At 67.1% G+C, this 24,975-nt stretch carries 21 protein-coding genes; 11 read left to right on the top strand and 10 right to left on the bottom strand.

Annotated elements, in window-relative coordinates:
* A partial coding sequence (locus tag C9424_RS13240; protein ID WP_202615865.1) for a hypothetical protein occupies nt 1-704 on the bottom strand: 704 nt, incomplete at its 3' end.
* Between the two features lie 670 nt (nt 705-1,374).
* Complete coding sequence (locus C9424_RS13235) at nt 1,375-1,905, bottom strand: MarR family winged helix-turn-helix transcriptional regulator (protein WP_116767271.1); 531 nt, start codon at nt 1,903-1,905, stop codon at nt 1,375-1,377.
* 268 nt (nt 1,906-2,173) lie between these two features.
* Between C9424_RS13235 and C9424_RS13230 the strand changes: the two genes are divergently transcribed.
* Nucleotides 2,174-4,384: an MMPL family transporter gene (locus C9424_RS13230; protein WP_116767270.1), complete on the top strand. Its 2,211-nt coding sequence runs from the start codon at nt 2,174-2,176 to the stop codon at nt 4,382-4,384.
* Nucleotides 4,385-4,409: 25 nt separating this feature from the next.
* On the opposite strand, the gene C9424_RS13225 is transcribed toward C9424_RS13230, so the two are convergent.
* A complete protein-coding gene (locus tag C9424_RS13225) occupies nt 4,410-5,372 on the bottom strand; it encodes an NAD-dependent epimerase/dehydratase family protein (RefSeq protein ID WP_116767269.1) in 963 nt (320 codons plus the stop codon).
* Nucleotides 5,373-5,496: 124 nt separating this feature from the next.
* On the opposite strand from C9424_RS13225, the gene C9424_RS13220 reads away from it, so the two are divergent.
* The 6 genes from C9424_RS13220 to C9424_RS13195 all read left to right on the top strand — a co-directional run bounded on the left by C9424_RS13220 (nt 5,497) and on the right by C9424_RS13195 (nt 11,316).
* Nucleotides 5,497-6,285, top strand: a complete 789-nt coding sequence (locus C9424_RS13220) for a TetR/AcrR family transcriptional regulator (protein ID WP_116767268.1) — start codon at nt 5,497-5,499, stop codon at nt 6,283-6,285.
* A gap of 91 nt (nt 6,286-6,376) precedes the next feature.
* Nucleotides 6,377-6,781, top strand: coding sequence for a hypothetical protein (locus C9424_RS13215; protein WP_116767267.1), 405 nt, complete (start codon nt 6,377-6,379; stop codon nt 6,779-6,781).
* A 345-nt stretch (nt 6,782-7,126) separates the two neighbouring features.
* Entirely contained in the window at nt 7,127-8,989 is a 1,863-nt protein-coding gene (gene dnaK / locus C9424_RS13210; protein WP_091252708.1) for a molecular chaperone DnaK, read from the top strand.
* Between the two features lie 2 nt (nt 8,990-8,991).
* Complete coding sequence (locus tag C9424_RS13205) at nt 8,992-9,657, top strand: nucleotide exchange factor GrpE (RefSeq protein WP_202615864.1); 666 nt, start codon at nt 8,992-8,994, stop codon at nt 9,655-9,657.
* Between the two features lie 234 nt (nt 9,658-9,891).
* A complete protein-coding gene (locus C9424_RS13200) occupies nt 9,892-10,875 on the top strand; it encodes a DnaJ C-terminal domain-containing protein (protein ID WP_202615863.1) in 984 nt (327 codons plus the stop codon).
* A gap of 15 nt (nt 10,876-10,890) precedes the next feature.
* Nucleotides 10,891-11,316, top strand: coding sequence for a heat shock protein transcriptional repressor HspR (locus C9424_RS13195; RefSeq protein ID WP_116767265.1), 426 nt, complete (start codon nt 10,891-10,893; stop codon nt 11,314-11,316).
* Nucleotides 11,317-11,376: 60 nt separating this feature from the next.
* Here the strand turns inward: C9424_RS13195 and C9424_RS22075 are convergent, their stop codons facing one another.
* The 4 genes from C9424_RS22075 to C9424_RS13175 form a co-directional block, all read right to left on the bottom strand.
* Nucleotides 11,377-12,645, bottom strand: coding sequence for an Ig-like domain-containing protein (locus C9424_RS22075; protein ID WP_116767264.1), 1,269 nt, complete (start codon nt 12,643-12,645; stop codon nt 11,377-11,379).
* Nucleotides 12,642-13,151, bottom strand: coding sequence for a hypothetical protein (locus tag C9424_RS13185; protein ID WP_237563444.1), 510 nt, complete (start codon nt 13,149-13,151; stop codon nt 12,642-12,644). The genes C9424_RS22075 and C9424_RS13185 overlap by 4 nt, the downstream gene beginning before the upstream one ends.
* Before the next feature lies 1 nt (nt 13,152).
* Nucleotides 13,153-13,986, bottom strand: coding sequence for a COG1470 family protein (locus C9424_RS13180; RefSeq protein WP_116767263.1), 834 nt, complete (start codon nt 13,984-13,986; stop codon nt 13,153-13,155).
* Between the two features lie 127 nt (nt 13,987-14,113).
* Complete coding sequence (locus C9424_RS13175; RefSeq protein WP_116767262.1) at nt 14,114-14,566, bottom strand: hypothetical protein; 453 nt, start codon at nt 14,564-14,566, stop codon at nt 14,114-14,116.
* A gap of 634 nt (nt 14,567-15,200) precedes the next feature.
* Between C9424_RS13175 and C9424_RS13170 the strand changes: the two genes are divergently transcribed.
* Nucleotides 15,201-15,599: a hypothetical protein gene (locus C9424_RS13170; RefSeq protein ID WP_116767261.1), complete on the top strand. Its 399-nt coding sequence runs from the start codon at nt 15,201-15,203 to the stop codon at nt 15,597-15,599.
* 91 nt (nt 15,600-15,690) lie between these two features.
* A complete protein-coding gene (locus C9424_RS13165) occupies nt 15,691-17,883 on the top strand; it encodes an elongation factor G-like protein EF-G2 (RefSeq protein WP_116767260.1) in 2,193 nt (730 codons plus the stop codon).
* Here the strand turns inward: C9424_RS13165 and C9424_RS13160 are convergent.
* Nucleotides 17,873-19,282, bottom strand: coding sequence for an aldehyde dehydrogenase family protein (locus C9424_RS13160; protein WP_116767259.1), 1,410 nt, complete (start codon nt 19,280-19,282; stop codon nt 17,873-17,875). The two genes, C9424_RS13165 and C9424_RS13160, sit on opposite strands and share 11 nt — an antisense overlap.
* Before the next feature lie 368 nt (nt 19,283-19,650).
* On the opposite strand from C9424_RS13160, the gene C9424_RS13155 reads away from it, so the two are divergent.
* On the top strand, nt 19,651-21,120 hold the full coding sequence (locus C9424_RS13155) for an APC family permease (protein ID WP_116767288.1): 1,470 nt from the start codon (nt 19,651-19,653) through the stop codon (nt 21,118-21,120).
* A gap of 98 nt (nt 21,121-21,218) precedes the next feature.
* On the opposite strand, the gene C9424_RS13150 is transcribed toward C9424_RS13155, so the two are convergent.
* Nucleotides 21,219-22,190, bottom strand: coding sequence for a helix-turn-helix domain-containing protein (locus tag C9424_RS13150; RefSeq protein ID WP_116767258.1), 972 nt, complete (start codon nt 22,188-22,190; stop codon nt 21,219-21,221).
* A gap of 124 nt (nt 22,191-22,314) precedes the next feature.
* Nucleotides 22,315-22,905, bottom strand: coding sequence for a TetR/AcrR family transcriptional regulator (locus C9424_RS13145; protein WP_116767257.1), 591 nt, complete (start codon nt 22,903-22,905; stop codon nt 22,315-22,317).
* A gap of 118 nt (nt 22,906-23,023) precedes the next feature.
* On the opposite strand from C9424_RS13145, the gene C9424_RS13140 reads away from it, so the two are divergent.
* Nucleotides 23,024-24,970, top strand: a complete 1,947-nt coding sequence (locus C9424_RS13140; RefSeq protein WP_442862034.1) for a primary-amine oxidase — start codon at nt 23,024-23,026, stop codon at nt 24,968-24,970.
* Nucleotides 24,971-24,975 lie beyond the last annotated feature (5 nt).

The following is a 24,975-nucleotide window of genomic DNA, read 5'->3' as shown; positions in this document are numbered from 1 at the left end:
TGGCCGGCGAGCCAGGTTCCGTTACCGGCGGCGGCGTCGAGGTCGAAGCTGTAGAGGTTGGTGCCGCTGGCGTTGTAGATGCTGAGCGTGTAGGCCGATCCGGTTCCTAGCCCGGCAGGGAACTTGAAGTTTAGGCCGACCCGGCCGGCCTTGGGCAGGTCGATCGCATAGTAATCGGTGTCGTAGGAGAGTCCGCTGAGTGTTGAACCGGAAACCGTGGCACCCAGGGGAACCACCGTCGCGGCTGCGGTGGAGCCGTTGGGCTCAAGTTCGACGGTCCCCGCGGTCAGTGTCGTGTTGAGGGTGTAGGTCTTGCCCCAGCCTGCCCAACTGTCGTAGCCGTCGATCCTGATATAGGCGCGGCCGGCAGGTAGGAACGTGCCCTGGCCGGCGAGCCAGGTTCCGTTACCGGCGGCGGCGTCGAGGTCGAAGCTGTAGAGGTTGGTGCCGCTGGCGTTGTAGATGCTGAGCGTGTAGGCCGATCCGGTTCCTAGCCCGGCAGGGAACTTGAAGTTTAGGCCGACCCGGCCGGCCTTGGGCAGGTCGATCGCATAGTAATCGGTGTCGTAGGAGAGTCCGCTGAGTGTTGAACCCGAAACCATGGACCCCAGGGGCACCACTGTGGCCGTCGCCATGGTGTTGTTGGGCTCAGTCTCTGCCGTCGCAGCCAGGGAGGGCGCAGCGGTTAGAAGTGATAGAAGCACCGCAAAGAGTGCTATGAGTGCTGTGCGTGCCGGACTGAAAATGCGAGGTACGGCGCCGACCCTATTTGATATCAATTTATCCCCCCGAATTGTGTGTTTGCTCTAGTGAAGTCGACAAAGTACGTGAAGAGTGTTTGCTCAAGATAATGAATGCCCCCGAAGTGTCATTCAGAATTGTGCTAGCTGACCGGCCTCGTCGAGTCGAAACGGAATTTCTCAAGGCCCTTGAGGCGCGGTTTGTTGGCTAGGTGTGTGCGGGGACCTCGCTTTGCTGGGGGCGGGCATCGCTAATTTGGGGATAAATGACGTCGTGGCATGCCGTTGGCTGCGTTGCTGTGCCACGACGCAACGGTAGGTTTTTAACCTGTACCTTTTCTTGGATTTCCGTCGAGACCCGAGTGCTTTCTCGCACGACGGAGCGCCTAAGCAATGAACCGGAGGGTGGTAACTCCGCCTTCCGCGAATTGGATCGCATCGACTTCATTCATCGACATCACTTCCAATTCAGCATCTTCCCAGTCTTCCCGCCCAGGGCGCCCGCAGCTCAGGTGGATGCTGCCGAAGCCCACTTCAAGAAGGCTCTGCTCACTCGAAATCGCTCTCGCGTCGGATGAGCTTCTGGCACTGGAGTCTCAGACGGCGCAGGCTGCGGATCAGCAGCGGCTGTAAGTCATTCGGGGCGCTGCTCCGGCGCCGCGCCGCGCGCCGCTTCTTCGCCGGCCCGGACGGTGGCGTCGATCATCGAGTTCATGAACCGGGTGACGATCTCCAGTTCTTCCGGCGTGAAGTTTTCGATCGCCGCGCCCATGTGGCGGGCCAGCGGAAGGAACATGGCGCCGCCGTCCCGGTACGCCTTGGGCGTCATGCGCAGCTGCACCTGCCGGCGGTCCGGGCCCTCCCGCTCGCGGACCACATGGCCGGAACTGTGGAGTCGGTCGATAAGTGCGGTGGTGGCGGGAGAGCTGAGGTTCAGCTCTTTCCTGAGCACGCCCGGAGTGACGATCTGGTCACGTGCCGTGTGCTGCATGATGACGGCCAGGGCGTTCAGGTCCGTGCGGTGCATGTCGTTGCGGCCGCCGGCGGAGTCCACATAGCGGTTGGCTTCGAGGTTGAAGTCCTGCAGGAGCCGGACGAGCGGAGGCGGGCCGGCCGCGTCGGGGGGCGCTGTGTCTTCGGATGGGCCCCGGGATTCGGCTGACACTGCGGACCTCCTTTGTCCCTAGATGTGGCGTCCCTGAATGCGGCTGCGGCGGTCTGACTGCGGCCGGTCGTCGGCGTCGACGGCGCCTTCGGGAGTTTACTGCAGTGTTTGCTGCAGCGTTTACCGCAGTATCTACCGCGAGCGGGCCGGCGCCGGCTGTGCTTCCATTCTCCTCCGGCATACGCGCTTCGGGGTTATCTCCATGATAGAGATAGTCTACTATGGAGTTGATTCCTCGTCCCCTCCGAATCGCACCCTAGAAGGACACATGAAAACGACTTCGCCCCCGACGACGCGCGTACCGTTCTGGCTGCGTTGGCTGATTCCCGCAGTGCTGGTAGTGGCCTGGCTGGCGATCGCCGGCATAGGCGGCCCGACGTTTGGCCGTCTGAGTGAGGTTTCATCCAACGACCAGGCTTCCTTCCTGCCCGCCGGGGCCGAGGCCACCGAGGCCCAGGACTGGCAGGCCAAGTTCCGGGACTCCAAGGAAATCCCCGCCGTGATCGTGGTCGAGAGCGATTCCGCCTTCACCCCGGCCGAGCTCGGCGAAGCCGCCGCACTCAAGGGCAGGCTGGAGGCGATGCAGGTCGGCAGCACGGTGATCGGCCCCATCCCCTCCGCGGATGCCAAGGCGGTTCAGTTCGTGGTGCCCATCGCTTCCTCGGCAGAAGTGAAGGCGGTGGTCAAGGAACTGCGCAATGAGGTTCAAGCATCCGCGCCGGCGGGAATGCAGACGTTCGTCACCGGGCCGGCTGGTCTTGCGGCGGACCTGGCGAGTGCCTTTGCCGGAATTGACGGCATCTTGCTCCTCGTGGCCCTCGGCGCCGTGTTCCTGATCCTGCTGATCGTCTACCGCTCCCTGCTGCTGCCGATCATGGTGCTGCTCACCTCAGTCTTCGCGTTGTGCGCCGCGATCCTGCTCGTGTTCAGCATGGCGAAAGCTGGCTGGATCCAGCTGAACGGCCAAAGCCAGGGCATCCTGTCCATCCTGGTGATCGGTGCGGCCACTGATTACGCCTTGCTGTACGTGGCACGGTTCCGCGAAGCCCTGACGCACACCACCAACCGCACGGCTGCCGCAATCACGGCGTGGAAGGCAGCCTGGGAGCCGATCCTGGCCTCCGGCGCCACGGTGATCATTGCGCTGCTTTGCCTGCTGTTCTCCGACCTCAACTCCAACAAGGCGCTCGGGCCGGTAGCCGCCGCGGGCATCCTCTGCGCGCTCTTCGCGGCCTTGACCCTGCTGCCCGCCCTGATGGCGCTTTTTGGCCGCGCCGCGTTCTGGCCGTTCCGGCCGAAGCTGCTTCCGGAAACCGAACGGGAGCCGGAACTGGTCACGGGACTGGAGGGCCAGAAGGGACTCTGGCGGGCCACAGGTTCGCTCGTTTCGCGTCGGCCGCGCACGGTCTGGGTGGCCTCGGTCCTTCTGCTTCTCGTGGCGGGGACCGGCCTTCTGCAGCTCAAAGCCAACGGCGTCGCCCAGACCGATGTCATCCTCACCGCCTCCAACGCCGTCGACGGGCAGGAAGCCCTGGGCCGGCACTTCGACGCCGGATCCGGCAGCCCGGCGGTAATCGTGGTCGACGAGGCAAAGGCGCAGGAAGTTCTGGCGAAGGCCAAAGCCAGCGACGGCGTCGGCGACGCCTACCTGCTGGCCGAGGGCGGCGCCCCGGTCATCACCGGAGCCCCGGGCGCACCGGCCGCCCCGGCAGTCAGGGATGGCAGGGTTCTGATCAACGCGACGCTGAACTACGCTGCGGACTCAAATGACGCCGAAAACGTTGTGGTGTCGCTCCGCCAGGAACTGAAGACGATTGACAGCGGCGTGCTGGTCGGCGGCGTGACGGCCACCGCACTGGATACCAATACCACCGCACAGCGCGACCTCGTCACCATCATCCCGGTGGTCCTGGGCGTCATCCTGGTCATCCTCATGCTGCTGCTGCGTTCGGTGCTGGCGCCGGTTCTGCTGGTCGCCTCCGTGGTCCTGTCCTACGGCGCGGCGATGGGCGTTTCGGCCTTCGTCTTCAACAACATCTTCGGATTCCCGGGAGCGGACGCAACAGTGCCCCTCTTCGGCTTCGTCTTCCTCGTGGCGCTGGGCGTCGACTACAACATCTTCCTCATGAGCCGGGTTCGGGAGGAGTCGATCAAGCACGGCACCCGGGCCGGTATCCTGCGCGGCCTCGCCGTGACGGGCGGGGTCATCACCTCGGCGGGCGTGATCCTCGCGGCCACCTTCGCGGCTCTGGGGGTCATCCCGATCATGTTCCTGGTGCAGCTGGCCTTCATCGTCGCGTTCGGCGTCTTGCTGGACACGGTGCTGGTCCGCTCGCTGCTGGTGCCCGCGCTGGCCTACGACATCGGCCCGCGGATCTGGTGGCCGGGCAAGCTCGGCCGGCCGGAGAACGACGCCGCGGCCCGCGCCGACGTTCCGTTCCCCCGGACTGCGGATAACGAAGAAGCCGGAGTCCGCTAGCCGGACCCCAAAACCGCAGCCGCCGTCACTGTCCCTGGTCCCCCCACCAGGCGATGGTGGCGGCGGCTGCTTCGTGCAGCGGCGTGGGCGCCAGCCCCAGAGCGGCCTGGCTCGCGGCGGAATCCATCACGAACGGGCGCTCGAACTGGTACAGCGTCTCCACCAGTTCCCGCATATCGGGCGAAAACACTCCCATCGCCTTTAGCGCCCAGCCGGGCAAGGCCGTGACGCGCGGGGACCGGGCGCCGGCCGCGTTGGCGAATGCCCCGGCGATCTCGCGCTGGGTCAGCGCCGGTCCGGTGGGCGTATGCCACACCCGGTTCCACACCTGCGGCTTGTCGGCCGCCGCAATCATGGCGGCCGCGAGGTCAGGAACGTAGGTAAAGGAATGCGGCTGATCCGTCCGTCCGATCACCATCAGGGATTTGCCTGCCAGTACGGGCTTCACCATGCGCTCGCCGGAGTGCGCGGTGCGGACCCGAGGCCCGAAGAAATCGCCTGCCACCACGCTCACGGTGTCCGTTGCGGACTCGGCCCGAGCCTTCAGGAGCGCCGTCCGGACACCCCGTTTGCCGCCCTGGGCCTCGCGGGGGCCCTCCTCGGTCATGGGCCGTTCCGGCGCGCTGTAGGAGTACAGGCTTTCCGGGAAGACGACGACGGCGCCTGCCTCGGCTGCCGCGGTGAGCACGCTTTGCTCTGCCTGCGGCAGTTCCCGGGCCCAGGCTTCGGCGCTATACCGCGAGCCGTGGATGCAATGGAAGACGGCCGCGGCGCCACGGAAGGCCTCGCCGAGCCGGGCCGGGTCCGAAACATCAATGGACATTCTCTCGACCAGCGGGTGGGCGGGCCCGCTTCCGGACCTCGTCAGGACGCGCACGCGGTGACCCGCGGCTGCCAGTTGTTCCGTCACCGTCCAGCCCACGGGGCCGGCGCCGGTGACGACGAAGAGACGGGATGGGGTACGCCCCGAGGCGCCGGATTGGGTCATTCTGATCTCCTTAGAATTATGAGAGCAGTGCTCTCTCAGTTCAGAATGCGCCGCCAGGCGAACGTAAGTCAAGAGCAGTGCTCACATTTGTTGACAGTGCTCTTGTCCGTGACATGCTGGATGCATGCCCGAGGACAGTGCCAATGCCGCCGTTAAAGCCGCCAAGGAGAACGCCGGGGCCGCCGCCGCGGCTTCCAGGCCCCGGACCCCGCGGGAACGGGCCCGCGCCCGGACTGTGGCCGACATCCTCCGCCTGGGCCGGGAGCACCTGGCGCTGCATGGGGCCGCGGCCCTGTCCCTCCGCGCCGTCGCCCGGGATCTGGGCGTCGTCTCCTCGGCGGTCTACCGCTACGTGGAGAACCGGGAAGAGCTGCTGACCCTCCTGCTGATTGACGCCTACAACGAACTCGGCGATGAAGTGGATGCCGCCGTCGGGGCCGTGCCGGAAGGTGACTTCGGCGGCCGCTTTGCGGCGCTGGGCCGCGCGGTCCGGGGCTGGGCACTGCGCGAACCGTCCCGCTACGCCCTTCTCTTCGGCAGCCCGGTGCCCGGATACCGCGCGCCCGCCGAGCGGACCACCGGCCCCGGAACGCGGGTGATTTTCGCCCTCATGGCAATTCTCGACGGTGCCTTCCGGGCCGGTCAGCTCTCGGTTGAGGGCCGGTGGAGCCCTGCCATCGCCGCCGGACTTGGCGGTGATCTGGCGAAAATCCGCGCCGAGTTCGGCCTGGCCGTCCCGGATGACCTCTTGGCCCGCGGTGCCCTCGCCTGGACCTCGCTCTTCGGCGCCGTCAGCTTCGAAGCCTTCGGCCAGTACGGCGAGGAAACGTTCACCGCCCGGGAGGAGCTGTTCGACCATCACCTCGCGGTGCTCGCCGACGTCGCCGGGCTGCCGGCGGCCGCCGCCCGGTGAAGCGGGTTCCCCTGTTGCCCTGCGGTGGCGCTCGGTAGACTGCCCCTGCGCCCGCACGGGCGCACCCGAAGCTTTCAGGAAGGATCCATCCATGTCTGAAGAGAACACGCCTGAAGAGAACCTGCCGGAAAAGAACGCGCCGGACGAGACCATGTCCGAAGAAGTACAGGCCGAGGGGCAGTATGTCGAGGGCGACTACGGCACCGCGGGCACGGCCGGCGAAGTCCCGCCCACGGCTGTAGAGGGGGAGTATCCGGCGGGGGACTACGGCGACGCCGGCCTGGCCGGTGCGGCCGCGGTCGGCGAGGTGGAGGGCGACTACGCCGCGGGCGACTATGGCGGCGCCGGAGTCTCGGCGCCCGAGGTCTCCGGCGAGGAGTCCGTCGCCGAGGAAGCTGAGTACCCCGAGGGTGACTACGGAACCGCCGGAACGGCCGGCGCCGAGCGTGCCGGCCGGCAGGCAGCGGGCGAATCGTCCGGGGACGTCGATCGATAAGTAGCGCAGGCAGCGGTCCGCCCCGCGGGGCCGTCCCCCGCGGGGCCGTCCGCCGCGGGGGTCTGGGCGCTGAAGGTTCGCGGAGGGCGAAACACGGCCCGGGGCGCGCCGGTGGGCCTGAAATCCGGGGAATTCGGGCGGCAAAGAGAGGCTGCCGACTGCGGCTCGAGCAAAGTTGAGTCGATTGCGCTCAACTTTGGATTGACTTAAATCCGGGTTTGGGTAAAGTTGAGTGTAGATCGCTCAATAACGGTCGGACCCTTTGTACTTAGAACCACGCTGTGGTTGGAAGCACTGTGGTCCGAGGATTCCTCAAAGATTCCAAGGAAAGTAAGGAAGCAACCCATGTCACGTGCAGTAGGTATTGACCTCGGAACCACTAACTCCGTCGTCTCCGTTCTCGAAGGTGGCGAGCCCACCGTCATTGCTAACGCCGAGGGTGGCCGCACCACGCCGTCGGTCGTCGCGTTCTCCAAGTCCGGCGAGGTCCTGGTCGGCGAGATCGCCAAGCGCCAGGCCGTCAACAATATTGACCGCACCATCGCGTCCGTCAAGCGCCACATGGGCACCGACTGGACCGTCGCCATTGATGACAAGAAGTACACGGCGCAGGAAATCTCCGCCCGTATCCTCATGAAGCTGAAGAACGACGCCGAGTCCTACCTCGGGGAAAAGGTCACCGACGCTGTCGTCACCGTCCCGGCCTACTTCAACGACGCCCAGCGCCAGGCCACCAAGGAAGCCGGTGAAATCGCCGGCCTGAACGTCCTGCGCATCGTCAACGAGCCCACCGCGGCCGCCTTGGCCTACGGCCTGGACAAGGGCAAGGAAGACGAACTCATCCTGGTCTTCGACCTCGGCGGCGGAACCTTCGACGTCTCCCTCCTGGAGGTCGGCAAGGACGAAGACAACTTCTCCACCATCCAGGTCCGCGCCACCGCCGGTGACAACCACCTCGGCGGCGACGACTGGGACCAGCGCGTCGTGGACTACCTGCTGAACCAGCTCAAGGTCAAGGGCATCGACCTCACCAAGGACAAGATCGCCCTGCAGCGCCTCCGTGAGGCAGCCGAGCAGGCCAAGAAGGAACTGTCCTCCTCCTCCAGCACCAACGTCTCCCTCCAGTACCTGTCCGTCACCCCCGACGGCCCGGTCCACCTGGACGAGCAGCTGACCCGCGCCAAGTTCCAGGACCTCACCAAGGACCTGCTGGACCGCACCAAGAAGCCGTTCCAGGATGTCATCAAGGAAGCCGGTATCAAGCTTTCCGAGATCGACCACATCGTGCTCGTCGGCGGTTCCACCCGCATGCCGGCCGTGTACGACCTCGTCAAGGAACTGGCCGGCGGCAAGGAACCCAACAAGGGCGTCAACCCGGATGAGGTCGTCGCCGTCGGCGCCGCCCTGCAGGCCGGTGTCCTCAAGGGTGAGCGCAAGGACGTGCTCCTGATCGACGTCACCCCGTTGTCCCTGGGCATCGAAACCAAGGGCGGCATCATGACGCACCTGATCGAGCGCAACACGGCCATCCCCACCAAGCGGAGCGAAACCTTCACCACCGCGGATGACAACCAGCCGTCCGTGGCCATCCAGGTCTTCCAGGGCGAGCGTGAGTTCACCCGCGACAACAAGCCGCTGGGCACGTTCGAACTGACCGGCATCGCTCCGGCCCCCCGCGGCGTCCCGCAGGTCGAGGTCACCTTCGACATCGACGCCAACGGCATCGTGCACGTTTCGGCGAAGGACAAGGGCACCGGCAAGGAACAGTCCATGACCATCACCGGCGGCACCGCGCTGTCCAAGGAAGACATCGACCGCATGGTCCGTGACGCCGAGGAGCACGCAGCCGAGGACAAGGCTCGCCGCGAGGCAACCGACACCCGCAACACGGCCGAACAGCTCGCCTACTCCGTGGACAAGCTGATCGCGGACAACGCCGACAAGCTGCCGGAAGAGGTCAAGACCGAGGTCAAGGCCGACGTCGACGCCCTCAAGGCAGCCCTCGAAGGCACCGACGACGCCGCCGTGAAGACCGCGTTTGAGAAGCTGCAGGCTTCCCAGAGCAAGCTCGGCGAGGCCATCTACGCCCACGCAGGATCCCCTGACGGCGCCGCCGGCGCCCATGGTGCCCCCGCAGGCGAGCAGGCAGCGGGCTCCGACGAGGACATCGTCGACGCCGAAATCGTTGACGAAGACGAGAAGAAGTAATCATGCCGCACCACGGTAACGAAGAAGAGCACGGTTCTTCCGAGAACCGGCGTGACGCTGAGCAGCGGGAGAACGAGCCGCAGAAGCCGGTGATCCACGACAACCGCAAGGTTGATCCGAAGACCGGCCAGGCCCGCCACCCTGACCAGGAACACCATGCGGACTCCGGGGACGCACTGTCCCAGGCGGAGGACATCCTCAACAGCGTTGAGGTGCCCGCCGCCGACTCGGTGGCCCAGGGCGCAGCCGGCGCCGCCGAGGCGGAGGAGCTCAGGGATGACCTTCGCCGCCTGCAGGCCGAGTACGTCAACTACCGCAAGCGGGTCGAACGCGACCGTGCCGTCGCGGGCGAGATGGCCGTCATCGGCGTCCTGAACGCCCTGCTGCCGGTACTGGACGACGTCGACGCCGCCCGCCAGCACGGTGACCTCGCGGACGGACCTTTCGCCGCGATTGCCACCAAGCTGGAGACTGCGCTGAAGACGTACGGACTGGTCCGCATCGATGAGACCGGCGTGGAGTTCGACCCCACGATCCATGAGGCCCTCATCCAGCAGCCCGGCACGGATATCGACTTCGATACCGTCAGCCAGGTCCTGCGCTCGGGCTACAAGTCCGGCGACCGCGTCCTCCGCGCGGCACAGGTAATCGTGGCGGTTCCGGCGTAGGGTTGCGCCCACGCCTTCGCGGATGAGGGGGCCCCGCCCCTGCGCGTGGCGGCTAAGGTCCTGCGGACCATAGCAGCCACGCGCAGGCAGCGGATATTGGCCTTCCCAACACTCGCAAGCTCGTGTCGGGGCCCTCGGCCAGATCCTTAGATGCCACTCCCGGGCCCCCTCATCCGCTTCGGCGTTCAGCGGTAATCTCGCCTTAACGCTTTGTACTTTTGAAAGGAAACGCCATTGGCTAGCCAGGATTGGGTGGACAAGGACTTCTACAAGATCCTTGGTGTCGCCAAGGACGCTTCCGACGCCGATATCAAGAAGGCTTACCGGAAGCTTGCCCGGCAGCACCACCCGGATACCAACGCGGGCAATGCGGCGTCGGAGAAGAAGTTCAAGGACATCTCCGAGGCCTATTCCGTGTTGTCCGACGCCGATGAGCGCCAGCAGTATGACGCCATCCGGGCGATGGGCGGCGGCGCGCGCTTTGCCCCCGGCGGAGGCGGCGGGGCTGCCGGCGGCGCAGGCTTCGAAGACCTCTTCGGCGGACTCTTCACCGGCGGCGGGGGACGCCATTCCGGCAGCTACAGCACCGCCGGCGGCATTCCGCCCGAGTTTGCCGATCTCTTTGGCGGCGGTGGGTTCGGTGGCGGCGGCCAGTCGTTCCAGCGCGCTCCTCAGAAGGGCGCGGACCGCACCGCGTCCACTTCGATCTCATTTGCCGGGTCCATCCGCGGTACCACGATCGGCTTGCGTGAACCCGACGGCGAGGTCATCGACGTCCGCATTCCGGCCGGCATCAAGGACGGGCAGAAGGTCCGCGTTCGCGGCAAAGGCCAGCACGGTCCCGCCGGCTACGGCGACCTCATGGTCACCGTCTCCGTGAAGCCCCATGATTTCTACGTCCGCGATGGCGAAAACCTCCGCATCCACGTCCCCGTCTCCTTCCCGGAGGCGGCCCTGGGCGCCGATGTCGAGGTTCCGACGATCGACGGCGACAAGGTCAAAGTCAGGGTCCCCGCAGGGACGCCGTCCGGCCGCACGCTGCGCGTCAAGGGCCGCGGCGTCAAGCACGCCAGCGGCACCGGCGATCTGCTGGTGACAATCGACGTCGCTGTCCCGCGGCGGCTGAGCAAGGAAGCGGAGGAAGCCGTGAAGGCCTTCGCCGCGGCCACTGCCGACGAGGACGTCCGCGCGGGCCTGGCAGCCAAGGCCCGGCTCTAGGAACGGAGTCCAGCCATGGCCATCGACTTCGATCAGCCGATCTTCGTCATCTCCGTTGCCGCCGAGCTGGCGGACATGCACCCGCAGACGCTGCGCCAGTACGACCGGTTGGGGATCGTCTCGCCCAGCCGCGCCCCGGGCAAATCGAGGCGCTATTCGCAGCGCGATGTGAACATGCTCCGCGAGGTCCAGCGGCTTTCCCAGGAGGGCGTCTCGCTCGAAGGCATCAAACGGATCCTGCAGCTGGAGAACCAGGTGGCAGCCCTGCAACGGCGTATTGCCGAGCTGAGCGAAGAACTTGAACGCCGCCCCCGTGCCCTGGACTCCCGCATCTTCGCCGCGGGAGCCGCGGGCGACGTCGTCAGCCTGGCCCGCGGCAAGCGCCCCCAAGCGAGGTCGCAGGCGTTGGTGGTGTGGCGGCCGCGGGGGATCGAAGACTGAATCCTGGCTTAACGCAGGAGTGCCCGGGACCCTGAGGGTCCCGGGCACTCCTGCGATGTGTCAGAAGGACGAACTCGAGCCTGCCACCGGGGCGACGGCCAGGGCGTTGCCTGCTACGTCCCGCATGCCACTTGTGGGCGTGTACGTCGGCACAGCGGCCTTAACCGTTCCATTGTTCGCGCTTCCCGTGGCCAGGGCCCCCAGTGTGATGGTGAGCATCCGGGTGGCGGGGCTCCAGCTGACCGTCGAGGCGGACCCTCCGGCACCCTTGTAAGTGAGTGTTCCCGACGGGGAGTAGTTTCCAGCGAGGGCGACGCTGCCAATTCTCGACGTCGGGCAGGCCGAGCTGTCCACGCTGACGCTGAGGACGTTGCCCGCGCTGATGGTGACAGTGACCTGGTTGTCCCCGCTGAGGGTCCCTGCGGAACCAGGGGCCCAGCTGCTGCAGATTGTCGAGGAGTCCAGGGCTTCGAGGAAGGTGATGGTGGCCTTGTCGCCGGGTTCGATCTTGCCGCCCTTGCCGCCGCCGTCGGCCAGCACCACCCCGGACACCGTCGGGGCAGTGACATCCTTGACGGAGGTTACTGTGCCCGGCGGTGTGGGATTGCCCTGGTTGCCCGCGGTGTCGGTCGCGAAGGCGCTGTACGTGAGCGTCCCGTCAGCCAGAGACGAGAGGTTCACAGCGGTGTTCCAGGCTCCGGACGCGTCCGCGGTCACCGCAGCGGTGACGGTATGCACGGGGGTGCCGGCGTCCTTGACCGTCAGGGCAATGGATGCCCCGGGTTCGGTGGTGCCGCTGACGGGTACGGTGGCGACGGTGGCGGAGTTGACATAGGCCGGGGCCGAGACGGTAGGGGCGGCTGGCGGGGTGGTGTCAACGGCGGCGCCTGCGCTCCGGACGCTCTCGGGTCCTTGCCACTGCCCGAGTACCGGGGTGACCGTGTAGTACCAGGTGCCGGTCGGGACGCCTTGGTCAGTGCAGCCCAGCCCCGCGGTAACCGTGCCCGTGCAGGTTCCCGCCGCGGCGATTCTGGTGCCGCCGGATGCGGAAGCATAGCGGGCCAGCGTGTAGCCGCTGACAGGGCGGCCGGCAAGGGTGGCGGCGGCCTTCCATGCCAGCGTGACATTTCCAGCAGACACGCTGGCCGAAGGCGTGGCGCCGGCGGCCACGGCATCAGCAGCGGCCGCCGCGGACCCCCCGTTCGCGACCGACGCCCAGAAGGCGTTGGCCCCCGGGCCGGCCCACGAGAGCAGGGCAACGCCGGCAATGATGACGGCAACGCGGCTCCGGATGCTCGGGTGTGCCTGGCGGGTGTTGCGACGGCTCATCGTCGGGCCTCCACGGTGACGGGAATTTTGAAGGTCGCGCCCTGGCAGGCGGACTGTGACTGGGCGGACATGCCGGCCGCGCCCGGCAGGGTGACCAGCAGGGATGAGTTAGCCGGGATGGTCACGGCAGGTGCGAGCGGTGCGTCCGGGGCCGTGAAGGACACCCCGGTGGTGGTGCATCCGGAATGGGCGGCATCGGCCGTGATTGCCCCGCTGGAGGCCACCGAGTACAACTGAACCGCGAACGCGTTGGGGTTGCTGGTGCGGAGGATGACGTCAGCGCTGCCGCCCGGAACCAGGCTGGTCCGGTTCGAGTCGCCGGCAACAAACGCGTCGACGGTGACGGTCTGCATCGGGGCTGCGGCTGCGGCACCGGAACCCGTGCCGGTAGTGGCCCAGTAGGCGTAGGCGGTGCCGCCACCGGCCAGCAGACAGAGCGCGGCGGTAGCGGCGGAGGCAGTTCCGGCGACTCTGGTGCCGCGCAGCATGGATCGTGTGGATTGCATGTCAGTTTCCTTGCCCTGATCCCGAGTAGGCCAACTGGAGGACTGCGCCCTTGCAGCCGTCCTGGAGACGAGGAGTGTCGAGCATTGCGATCCGCGGCCATTGGGCGGATGAAACGCCAAGCTGTGAGAGCGAGCTGCTGCCGGACGGAACCGCCAGGGGATAGCGCCCGCTGAACTGCACCACGGCATAGTCCTGCGCCGTGCAGGGCAGGTTAGCCGCGATCGCCTTCGCCGTGCGGACTACACCCGCGATCGAGACCGTCAGGTTGCCGACGTCGATGCTCTTATCCGGGTTGTTGAATCCGAGGTCCAGTGGCCGGCTCGTGCCGGGGGCGAGCAGTCCGGCCACATTGCCGGAGAGCCCGAACACCCGAAGGGGCGCCTTGACCCGCAACTGGGTTTGCACGGCAGCCGACTGGATCGCGCCGCTCTGGCCCGTCAGGGCCAGATCGTAGTCCCCGGCGGCGGTAGAGGATGCCGTGGATACATTCATGCTGAGCTGGGCCGTACCCCCGGCCGTCAGCTTGACGGACGACGGCGAGAAGCTGGCCGCTGCCCCGGCCGGGATGCCGGCGACTGCCAGCGTTACGGTGCCGGTAAACCCGCCCGTAGAGCTGACGCTTGCGGAGTAGCTCGTCGCCTGTCCCTGGTCCACGTTCCTGGTGGACGGCGTGACCTGGACCAGGATTCCGGGCTTTGGCGGGGCGGACTGCTGCCCGGCCGCGTAGAGCGTTCCCGCCGGCAGGAAGATGGCCAGCAGGCCAATGATGAGGACGCGGCCGGCGAGGCCCGCGTGATCCCTGGCGAGCCGGAAGAACCGCAGTAGATGCTGCATTCCCTATCCTCCTTCGACCCGGCGGCATGGCGCGGATCGTGGGTGTCGGCGGTGGCTGATGCGTTAGTGTGCAATGGCCCGAAGGCCGCCCCGGCGGGCCGGATATCCGGCCCGCCGGGGACGCCAGCTATACGCTGCCGACTGTGACCGTGACGACGGCCGACTTGCAGGCATCCTGGTTGGCGGCGCTATTGAGGAACTCCAGTGTTCCGGTCCCCACCTGGGTGCCTGTGCTGTTCGCGGTGACCGGGGAGTTCGACGTATCGGCGCTGACCGTGAACCATGACGGCAGGCAGGCATCCACGCTCGTGGTCACCTTTGCGGTGAGGGCGCCGACGACAGTGCCGGTGTTGGTGCTGTTGTCGGCCGTGTATGTCACGGGCACCGAGTTGCCCGGTGCCAGGCCGGCCGCGAAGCTTGCATGCAGGGTCACGGTGCCGCCGCCGGTGGAGTTGGCAGCGGTGCCGGTGCCGGCGCCGGTGGTGGTCCAGTAGGCGTAGGCCGTGCCGCCGCCGACGGCCACGAGGGCGACTGAGGCTGCAACGGCGATGACCTTGCTCTTCTTGGTGAGCTTGCGCATTTGTGAGACTCCTTGTGTGGGTGGCACCCGGACAGGAGTCAACAGGCCTGAGCCGCATTCCCCCCCAATCCTGCGGTTGCCGCGCTGAATCGATGGCCCAATCGTTGCGGTGAAGAGCGGACGGGACAACGCGTAGTTGTACTCGTCTTTTCGCCCCGGGATTACCTACTCCCGAGTAAGGTACTCGCGTTTCGGCGCGGAGAGCTTCTGGTTTCCGCACGGAAACTACGTGCGCGGCGGGACGAAACGGTGCGACATTACGCGCGTGCGGACGGCCTCGAGCCGCCGTGTCCGGCCTGGATTAGTGGAGCAAGTAGTCTGCTTTTATCCGCAGCTCCGGGCGGATTCAGCAGACGCGGTGCCGGCATGCCGTGGCGCCCGGGCAAGTAGCCGCGGCAACGAACTGAGTACTGCGGAGCGGAAACGGGTACCGTCCCTTCCGATAGTCGGGTACCTGAAGCGCGTGACTTCAGGCTAGGGCCGCGCGTTGAATTGGGGTGTCAGAAAGTCTGGTGTGACACGCTCGCAGCTCCTTCGGGAAGCCCGGGCGGAGCCAGCACAGCAGCGTAGAGGCCGGGGGGCATCGCATGCATGAGTCAGCTGAGTTTGGACCGTCAACGTTCGCGGGCACGCGATGAGCCCGGGGCTCCAGGCGGCCGTCCTGTTTGCCGGCTCGCTGCCAGGGCACATCCTCATGTCCCTGGGGCAGGCGCTCGTGGTGGTATGCCTGTGCTTCGACTTCGTCCGCGCAGTCTCCGTCCCGCGGTCCCACCGCCGCTATGTGGCCAACACCGTCTTCCGCACCCTGGCCCTGCCGTCCATCCTTGTCATGGCGTTCAGCGTGCTCCTCGATGCCGCGTCCGGCTCCTGGACAAACGTCGCTGCAGGCGTCTTCATCCTGGTCGCCGTGATCTTCCGGTGGCACCACGACACCGACGAAGACAATTGGTGGAAGGGCAAAGGAAAGGCCCTTGGCCGCTGGCTCAAGGACCGGGCGGCCTCCGGATCCCTGGTTGCTCCGGCCGCGGCGTGAAAAAGCCCTTGCTGTCCGGGCGTCCCAGGGTGTCCAATCCTTAACGGAAGGCCCTGCGGGGCACGAGTGGACGCCACGCCAGGAGGATTTGATGCCATCGAAAGCCGCCAAGACTCCGTCGAGGGGTCCGGCCCGGGGCACGTCTGACCTCCGGCGGGCCGACGCCAACGGCTCCGCGCCGCCGGAGCAGCCGGACAAGATCCGCAATGTGGCACTTGTAGGCCATTCAGGTGCTGGAAAGACAATGCTCGCTGAAGCTCTGCTTGCCGCCACCGGGGCCATCACGCGCAAGGGCTCGATCGCCGACGGCACCACGGTGAGCGACTCGGATCCCGCCGCCATCGCCCAGCAACGCTCCGTGGCACTGGCCGTGGTGCCCGTGACGGTCGGCGACATCAAGGTGAACCTGCTGGACACTCCCGGTTATACGGATTTCATCGGAGAACTGCGCGCCGGGCTGAGGGCGGCGGACGCGGTGCTGTTTGTCGTATCCGCCACCGACGACGTCGACGCCGCGACCACCGCGCTCTGGAACGAGTGCCAACGGCTCGTAATGCCTCGGGCCGTGGTCATTAGCCGTCTGGACCATCCGCGCGCGGATTTCGACGCCGCCCTTGCCCGCTGCCGGCTGGCGTTTGGCGACTCCATCGTGCCGCTTTACTTACCGGTCAGCGCCGACGGTGCCGTCACCGGCCTGCTGGGGCTGCTGACCGGCACGGTTTCCCAGTACGGTTCCGACGAAGCGGCACCCGCAGCCCGCGCCGCGACCGACGTCGAGCTCGCCGGGTCGGAGCCCGCGCGGGGCGCGCTGATCGAAGGGATCATCGCCGAGAGCGAGGACGAGACGCTCATGGACCGGTACCTCGGGGGTGAAGAAATCGCTTCCGAAGCCCTGATCGCCGATCTGGAGACCGCCGTCGCCCGCGGGTCCTTTCACCCCTTGCTGCCGGTGTCCGCGGAATCAGGACTTGGCTTGGCGGAACTGCTGGACGTCCTGGTGCGCGCTTTTCCTACGCCGGCTGAGCGCGGGGTCCCGACAGCCACGGACCTCGACGGCGTGGCCGCCGGCCCGCTGGCCTGTGACCCCGAAGGGCCGCTGCTCGGCGAAGTGGTGCGCACGACGATCGACCCATTCCTCGGCCGGGTCTGCCTGGTACGCGTCTTCTCCGGCGTCGTGCGGGAGGACACCGCCATCCACGTGGGCGGCCGCGGCATGGCGGCCCGCGGCCACGAGGACCACGATAGCGACGAGCGCATCACGCACCTGTACTCGCCGCTCGGATCTGGTCTGCGGCCGGTAGCGTTCTGCGTGGCCGGGGATATCTGCGCGCTGACCAAACTGGGCACCGCGGAGACCGGCGACACGATTTCGGCCAAGGAGTCGCCTTTGCTTGTCGCCGCCTGGGACATGCCGGATCCGCTCATGCCGGTGGCCATCGAAGCGGCCACGCACGGCGATGAGGACGTCCTGGCCAGGAACCTGGGCAAGGTCATCGCCGGGGACCCTACGCTGCGGGTGGAACGCAACGCCGAAACCCACCAGCTGATCCTGTGGTGCATGGGCGAGGCCCATGCCGACGTCGTCCTGGGCAGGCTGCGGGACCAGGGAGTGAACCTGCAGACCGTCCCGGTGGTCACCCCGCTGCGCGAGACGTTCGCCGCGCCGGCGGCCGGCCACGGGCGGTATGTCAAACAATCCGGCGGCCACGGCCAGTACGCCGTGTGCGACATCGAGGTGGAGCCCCTCGAGCGCGGCGCCGGATTCGAATTTGTCGACAAGACGGTGGGCGGGGTGATTCCCGGGCCCTTCATCGCCTCGGTGGAAAAAGGCGTGCGGGCGCAGATGCAGAAAGGCGTCTCCGCCGGATTCCCCGTGGTGGATATCCGGGTGACGCTGGTTGGCGGCAAGACCCACAGCGTGGACTCCTCCGACGCGGCCTTCCAGGCGGCCGGTGCACTGGCCCTTCGCGAAGCCGCAGCGGCCACCCGGATTCAGTTCCTGGAACCGGTCTCGGCTGTGACCATCAGCGTTTCGGAGGACCACGTGGGCGCCGTGATGAGCGACTTGTCCTCCCGCCGGGCGCGGCTGACGGGAACAACGTCCGCCGCGGACGACAGCACCGAGATCAGCGCCGAGGTTCCGGACCAGGAGCTGCTGAAGTACGCGGTGGAGCTGCGGGCCTTGACCGCCGGCAGCGGCCGGTTCCGGCGCAGCTACCTGCGGCACGAACCCGTGCCGCAGGTAGCTGCGCCGGCCCCCAATAAGAGCGGTGTCAGCCGTTGATGACCTGGGGGACGCCGAGGGCTTTGAGTCCTTCGACGCCGAATTCGAGGCCGTAGCCGGATTGCTTGGCTCCGCCGAAGGGGATGCGGGGGTCCACGGCGCCGTGTTTGTTGATCCAGACGGTGCCCGCTTCGAGCCGGGCTGCGACGGTGCGGGCTGCGGCGGGGTCGGAGGACCAGACGGAGGCGCCGAGTCCGACGTCGAGGGCGTTGGCGTTGGCGACGGCTTCGTCGACGGTGCTGTAGCGGATGATCGGCAGGGCGGGCCCGAACTGCTCCTCGGCGACGAGCGGGTTGTCGTTGTCGATGTCCGCGATCAGGGTGGTGGGGTAGAAGTGGCCGGTCCGGTCCGGGTCGGGGTTGCCGCCGAGCAGGACCCGGGCACCGGAGGCCTTGGCGGCGTCCACGAGCCGGGCGACGATGTCGTATTGCTGGCGGTTCTGCAGCGGGCCGAGGACGTTGGCCTCGTCCAGGCCGATGCCCATGGGCATGGCTGCGGCGACGTTGGTGAGTTCCTCGCAGACGGCGTCGTAGATGTCGGTGTGGACGTAGAGGCGTTTGAGGGCCGCGCAGGTCTGGCCGGTGTTGATGAACGCGCCCCAGAACAGGCCTTCGGCGATGGCTGTGGGGTCCGCGTCGGGCAGCACGATGCCGGCGTCGTTGCCGCCGAGTTCCAGGGTGAGGCGTTTGACGGTGTCGGCGGAGGATTTGATGATGGCCTTGCCGGTGGCGGTGGAGCCGGTGAACATGATCTTGCCGATGCCGGGGTGCCCGGCCAGGGCCTCGCCGACCTCGCCGCCGCCGGAGACGGCCGTGAGGAGGCCCTCCGGGAGCTCCTGGTTCAGGACATGGACGAGGGCCAGGACGGAGAGCGGGGTGTATTCGGAGGGTTTGACCACGACGGCGTTGCCCATCCGCAGGGCGGGGGCGAGCTGCCAGACCGTGATCATCATGGGCCAGTTCCAGGGGCCGATCGCGCCGACGACGCCGATGGGCCGGTAGTGGAGTTCGGCGCGGGTTTCGCCGTCGTCCACCACGGTTTCCGGCTCCAAGGCTGTGGTGGCGGCGACGCGCAGCCAGGCGGCGCAGGCGCCGACTTCGAAGCGGGCGTTGGGGCCGTTGAGGGGCTTGCCCTGTTCACGGGAGAGCAGGCGGGCGAGTTCCTCGGCGGAGCGTTCGACGGCGTCGGCTGCCCTCAGCAGGGCCGCGGACCGGGCGTCGTGGCCGAGGGCGGCCCAGGCCGGCTGGGCGGCGGCCGCGGCATTGATGGCCTGCTCCAGGTCCTGGACGGTGTGGACCGGGGCCTGTCCGACCGCTTCGCCGGTGGCGGGGTCCAGGATGGTCCGGGTTTCCCCGGACGTCGGGGCGATCGAGGCGAGAAGGGCGTCGTAGGTTTCCATGGGTGTACTCCACATCGAGTAGTTGAGGCGCTGGTAGTTAAGGCAGAGGTAGTTGAGGGCTAGGGCATTGAAGCGCTGTGTTGTTGAGGCACTGCACGCGGCGCAAGATGGTTCCAGAGCGCCCGTACTGTCATGTCCGAGTTTCCTCCGGCGCCGGACCTGCAGTCTTGTCTTTGCGCGAACTGCAGTTGACCCGCTGCGAATGATCGCGAGGGCCCGGGATTCCATTGCGCTGGGGAACAACAACCGATCGCTGAGCGACAAGAGGGTGACGCGCGCCACCTGCCATGCTGGATTTCACGGTGCAACGCACCCCCCATATTCCCAGACCGAAATTTCCCAGACTCATGACCGATAAGAAGGATCCGATGAGTATTTCAAAATCCGAGTCCCCGACCGCAGAGGCCAGTCCTCGCACGGAGCACTCCACCGCGCTGCGCGCCGGAAGCGTCGGCGTCATGGGCATTCTCTTCTTTGTGTTGTCCGCCCAGGCGCCGTTGACCGGAATCGTCGGCGCATCACCGCTGGCCGCGGCCCTCGGCAACGGTCCCGGCGCGCCCGGCGCGTATCTGGTGGTGGGCATCGTGATCGTGATCTTCGCCGTCGGGTTCGTCGCGATGAGCCGCAAGATCCAGGCCAACGGCGCCTTCTACGCCTATGTCACCGCCGCCTTTGGGCGGAAGATCGGGGCCGGAGCGGCGTGGCTCGCGCTCCTCGCGTACAGCACGGTCCAGGCTGCGATGTACGGGCTGTACGGCGCCGCGTTCTCGGGCGTCCTCGGAACCGCCGGGATCGCGGTTCCCTGGTGGCTGCTGGCCATGATCACCATGGCGGGCGTGCAGGTGCTGGGATCCCTCAACATCGAACTCGGGGCCCGGGTCCTGGCGGTGCTCGTAGGCCTCGAGGTCGCGATCCTGCTCATGTTTGGCTTCACCGTGCTGCTGCGGGGCGGCGGACCGGAAGGGCTCAGCCTGGCTGCCTCCTTCTCTCCCGCGGCGATCGGCGCAGGCGCCCCGGGCGTAGCCATCATGTTCGCTGTCGCCTCGATGTTCGGCTTTGAATCCACGGCCATCTACTCGGCCGAGGCCAAGGACGCCCACCGCACGGTGGCCCGTGCCACCTATCTTTCGGTGGGGGTCATCGCGGTCTTCTTCTCCTTCATTTCGTGGATGCTGGTCAGCTACTACGGCCCCTCGCACGTCATCGACGCCGCGGGCGCGGCCCTGGAATCCGGCGACTCCACGTCCTTCGTGCTGACACCCATGGTGGAGCTGTTCGGGCCGTGGGCCGGAACCGTCACCGGCATGCTGCTCGTGACCTCCCTGCTGGCCGGCATCATCGCCTTCCACAACGGCATCAACCGCTACCTCCATTCGCTGGCCCTGCGCGGGTCGATGCCCCGCGGAGTGGCCCGGACCAACCGGCACAAGGCCCCCGCCGTCGCCGCCCGGATCCAGACCGTGGTCGCTTTCCTGCTCGTGGCGCCGTTCGCCGTGCTGTCCCTGGACCCTGTCCTGACCCTCTTCTCCTGGTTCAGCGGGTTGGCCGTGGCGGCGCTCCTGGTCCTCTACATGCTCTGCTCCCTGGCCGTCGTCGCGTACTTCCGGCGCGAAAGGGTGCCCGGCCAGCTCTGGCAGACCGTGGTGGCACCGGTGCTCGCCACCGTGCTGCTTGGCTGGGTCCTGTCCCTCGTGATCAGCAACTTCACCGCACTGATCGGCGGCAGTGCCGAAACGGCCGTGGGCCTGCTGCTGACTGTGCCCATTGTGTTTGCCGCCGGCGTGCTGGTGGAAGTTGCCGTGGAACGCAGGGCCGCGCGAGCCGAGGTCTCCGCCTAGCTGTCGGCGCTGGACACCAGCCTTGGACACAGAAGGGGCGGTGCCGGACACATCCGGCACCGCCCCTTCCGCGTCCGAATCCGGGTGGAAGGCCAGGCTCAGGCGCCGCGCCGCCAGTCGCTGGGGGATTCGCCGAAGGCATCACGGAAGGTACGGCTGAAGTGGGCGGCATCCAGGAAGCCCCAGCGCGCGGCCACGGCCCCTACCGGCATGCCGGCCAGGAGCGGATCCCGCAGTTCGCGGCGCGTCCCTTCCAGCCGCTGGGTCCGGATCCAGCTCGCCACGGTGGTCCCGGATTCATGGAAGACGTTATGCAGATGCCGGGTGGAGATGAAGTGGGCCGCCGCGATGGACGCCGGCGAGAGCATGGGATCGGCCAGGTTGGCGTCGATGTACTCGCGGACGGAGGCCGCGAGTAGGGCCTGCGGCCGCATCCGGTCCGGGGACATGTCCAGTTCCGAGTGCAGCATCGTGGAGACGAGATCGAGGGCGTTCGTCGCAAGGCGCGAGCCGCTCGGGCCGCTCAGCGCATCCAGGTTCTCCGCGAGGTGGGAGATGAACGGCCCGACGATCCCGGCGAGGCCGCTGTCCGCCGCCATCCGCACGGCCGAAAGCTGCGCGATGCAGTCCGGCGGCAGGGACAGCGCATCCCAGGGGAACATCACCACCATGAGCCGGGCGTCCCCCTCGAAGGCAAGCGTGTACGGGCGGCTGGTGTCGTAGATGGAGAGGTCGCCAGGGCACAGGAGGGCCTCGCGGTTGTCCTGGATGAGGAGTCCGGTGCCCTGCAGTTGGAGATTGAGCTTGAAGTAGCGCTGGTTGGACTGGGCAATCAGCGCCGGCGTGCGGTGGACCTCATGGCTCGTGGAGGAGACTTCGACGATCGCCACGCGGTCCAGCCTGCGGGACCGCATGCGGCCGCGGAAGTTGTCCGCATCGCGGCTCGAGGCGCCCAGGGGAACGAAGGACTCCGCGATGAGGTGCCGCCAGTGCTCGAAGGAGGCTGCCGTGCTGATCTGGACGTCCTGCCCGGCGGGACTGGACGATGGTCGGGCTGCAACTGCGGTCATCGAAGATCCTGACGCCGTCGTATTCTGGGGACTGTGTCATGGGACACACTCCTTTTAGGGTAGCCCCGCAGCCCGCCGATGTCATTTTTTTCGACAGCTGGCGAAAAAAGACTGTTGCAGGCGCCTAGCAGCCGAGCAGGGTCAGGAATCCCTCCAGCTGCTCGTTCAGCCCGAGTTCCACCTGGCCTTCCGGGGCGAGTGCCGCCGCGATCTGCGCGCCGAGGAGGAGGTTGAGCAGCTGGCCGGCCAGGGCGGCGTCGTTGACGGCGGTGGTGACGGCCCCGGCGTGCCGGGCCTCGGCCAGGTACCGCCGCATGGCCGCAAGCCACTGCTCCATCGAATCCCGGTGGATCCGGGCCTTGTCGGGGTCGTTGATGGCCTTCTGCCAGAACGGGATGACAATCCGGGCCTCATTGATCCGCTCCTCATCAAGCGGCAGCACCTCGACGCAAAATGCCCGCAGGGCCGCGAGCCCGACCTGCCCGGCGGTGACTTCCGCAATGCGCTCGTTGGTGCGGTTGAAGACGTGCCCGAACGCGAAGGTCAGCAGGTCATCCTTGGTGGGAAAGTACGGCTTGAGGGCGCCGTTCGCAAAGCCGGCCTCGAGGGCAATTTCCCGCATGGTGGCACTTTCGATCCCGAGCCGGGCGATAATCCGCCATGTGGCGTCGACGAGTTCGAGCCGCCGCTGGTCGTGGTCGACAATCTTTGGCACCGGACAGCTCCCCAATTATTTTGCGTCGGACTCTTGTGGCACAGCTTACATTTCCGTATTCTCTACAAGTATAGAAAATAAAGTTCTGACCCGCCAGGGTCCCCGATCGAAGGCCGTCATGATGACCGCACAAACTGACACCCGCACTCCGTATGGCCCGTACAGTCTGGCCGCGGACGTCGAAATCACCGCAGTCCAAGGCATCCTGCGAGCGGCGGGCCTGCTGGGCGAGACCAAGCGCATCGCGTACCTGGGCCTGGTGGACCCCGCCAGGAACGCGCCGGAGGCAAGCGAGGACCGCCGGTTCCGGGCCTTCGTCCACGACGTCTCGGGAGGGCGCCCGGCCGACGTGACCGTCTCGGTGTCCAGCGGTGCGGTGGTCTCCGTCGTCGAGCTGGACACAGCGGTGACCGGCGAGCTTCCTGTCCTGGAAGAGGAGTTCGAGGTCGTCGAGCAGCTCCTGGCCGCGGACGAGCGGTGGCTCAAGGCGCTGGCCAGCCGCGGCCTGGACGTCAGCAAGGTCCGCGTCGCCCCGCTGTCTGCCGGTGTGTTCGAATACCCGGAGGAAAAAGGACGCCGAATCCTGCGTGGCCTGGCCTTCGTTCAGGATTTCCCGGAAGACAGCGCTTGGGCGCACCCCGTGGACGGTCTCGTGGCGTACGTCGACGTCGTCAGCAAGGAAGTCACACAGGTGCTGGACACCGGCGTCGTCCCGATTCCCGCCGAACACGGCAACTACACGGATCCTGAGCTGACCGGGCCACTGCGGACCACGCAGAAGCCCATCAACATCACCCAGCCAGAGGGGCCCAGCTTCACCGTCACCGGCGGGAATCACATCGAGTGGGAAAAGTGGAGCGTCGACGTCGGCTTCGATGTCCGCGAAGGCGTGGTGCTCCACAACCTTGCGTTCCGGGACGGCGACCGGCTGCGTCCCGTCATCAACCGGGCGTCGATCGCCGAAATGGTGGTCCCGTACGGGGACCCGTCGCCGATCCGGTCCTGGCAGAACTACTTCGATACCGGCGAATACCTCGTGGGCCAGTACGCGAACTCCCTGGAGCTTGGCTGCGACTGCCTCGGCGAGATCACGTACCTCAGCCCCGTCATCAGTGACGCCTTCGGCAACCCCCGCGAGATCCGCAACGGCATCTGCATGCACGAGGAAGACTGGGGGATCCTGGCCAAGCACAGTGACCTCTGGACGGGCATCAACTACACCCGCCGCAACCGCCGCTTGGTGATCTCCTTCTTCACCACCATCGGCAACTACGACTACGGCTTCTACTGGTACCTCTACCTCGACGGCACCATTGAGTTCGAGGCCAAGGCCACCGGCGTCGTCTTCACCTCCGCCTACCCGGAGGGCGGATCGGCCAACATCTCCCAGCTCGCCCCGGGCCTGGGCGCCCCGTACCACCAGCACCTGTTCAGCGCCCGCCTGGATATGGCGATCGACGGCCTCACCAACCGGGTTGAGGAAGAAGACGTGGTCCGGCAGGCGATGGGCGAAGGCAACGAACGCGGCAACGCCTTCTCCCGGAAGCGCACCGTGATCGCCCGTGAATCCGATGGCGCCCGCGAGGCCGACGCCCGCAGCGGCCGGACCTGGGTCATCTCCAACCCGGAATCACGCAACTGCCTCGGCGAGCCCGTGGCCTACAAGCTCCATGCCGAAGGGCAGCCCACCCTGCTGGCGGACCCGGAGTCTTCCATCGCCCGGCGTGCCGCCTTTGCCACGAAAGACCTCTGGGTGACCCGGTTCGCCGAAGACGAGATGTACCCCACGGGCGACTTCGTGAACCAGCACGCCGGCGGAGCCGGTCTGCCGGCCTACATCGCCCAGGACCGGGACCTGGACGGCCAGGACATCGTTCTCTGGCACACCTTCGGCCTGACCCACTTCCCGCGGCCCGAGGACTGGCCGATCATGCCCGTGGACACGGCCGGCTTCAAGCTGCGCCCCGAGGGCTTCTTTGACCGCAGCCCCGTCCTGGATGTGCCCGCCAACGCCCAGCAGTCCTCCGGTTGCCATGGCGACGCCGGCGGCCACTGCCACAGCTAGTCCGA

It is taken from the genome of Arthrobacter sp. H-02-3, from assembly GCF_003097355.1.
In the GTDB taxonomy this organism is placed as follows: Bacteria; Actinomycetota; Actinomycetes; order Actinomycetales; family Micrococcaceae; genus Arthrobacter; species Arthrobacter humicola.
Note: the sequence above shows the minus strand (reverse complement) of the source record. Positions and strands in the feature narration are given on the sequence as shown.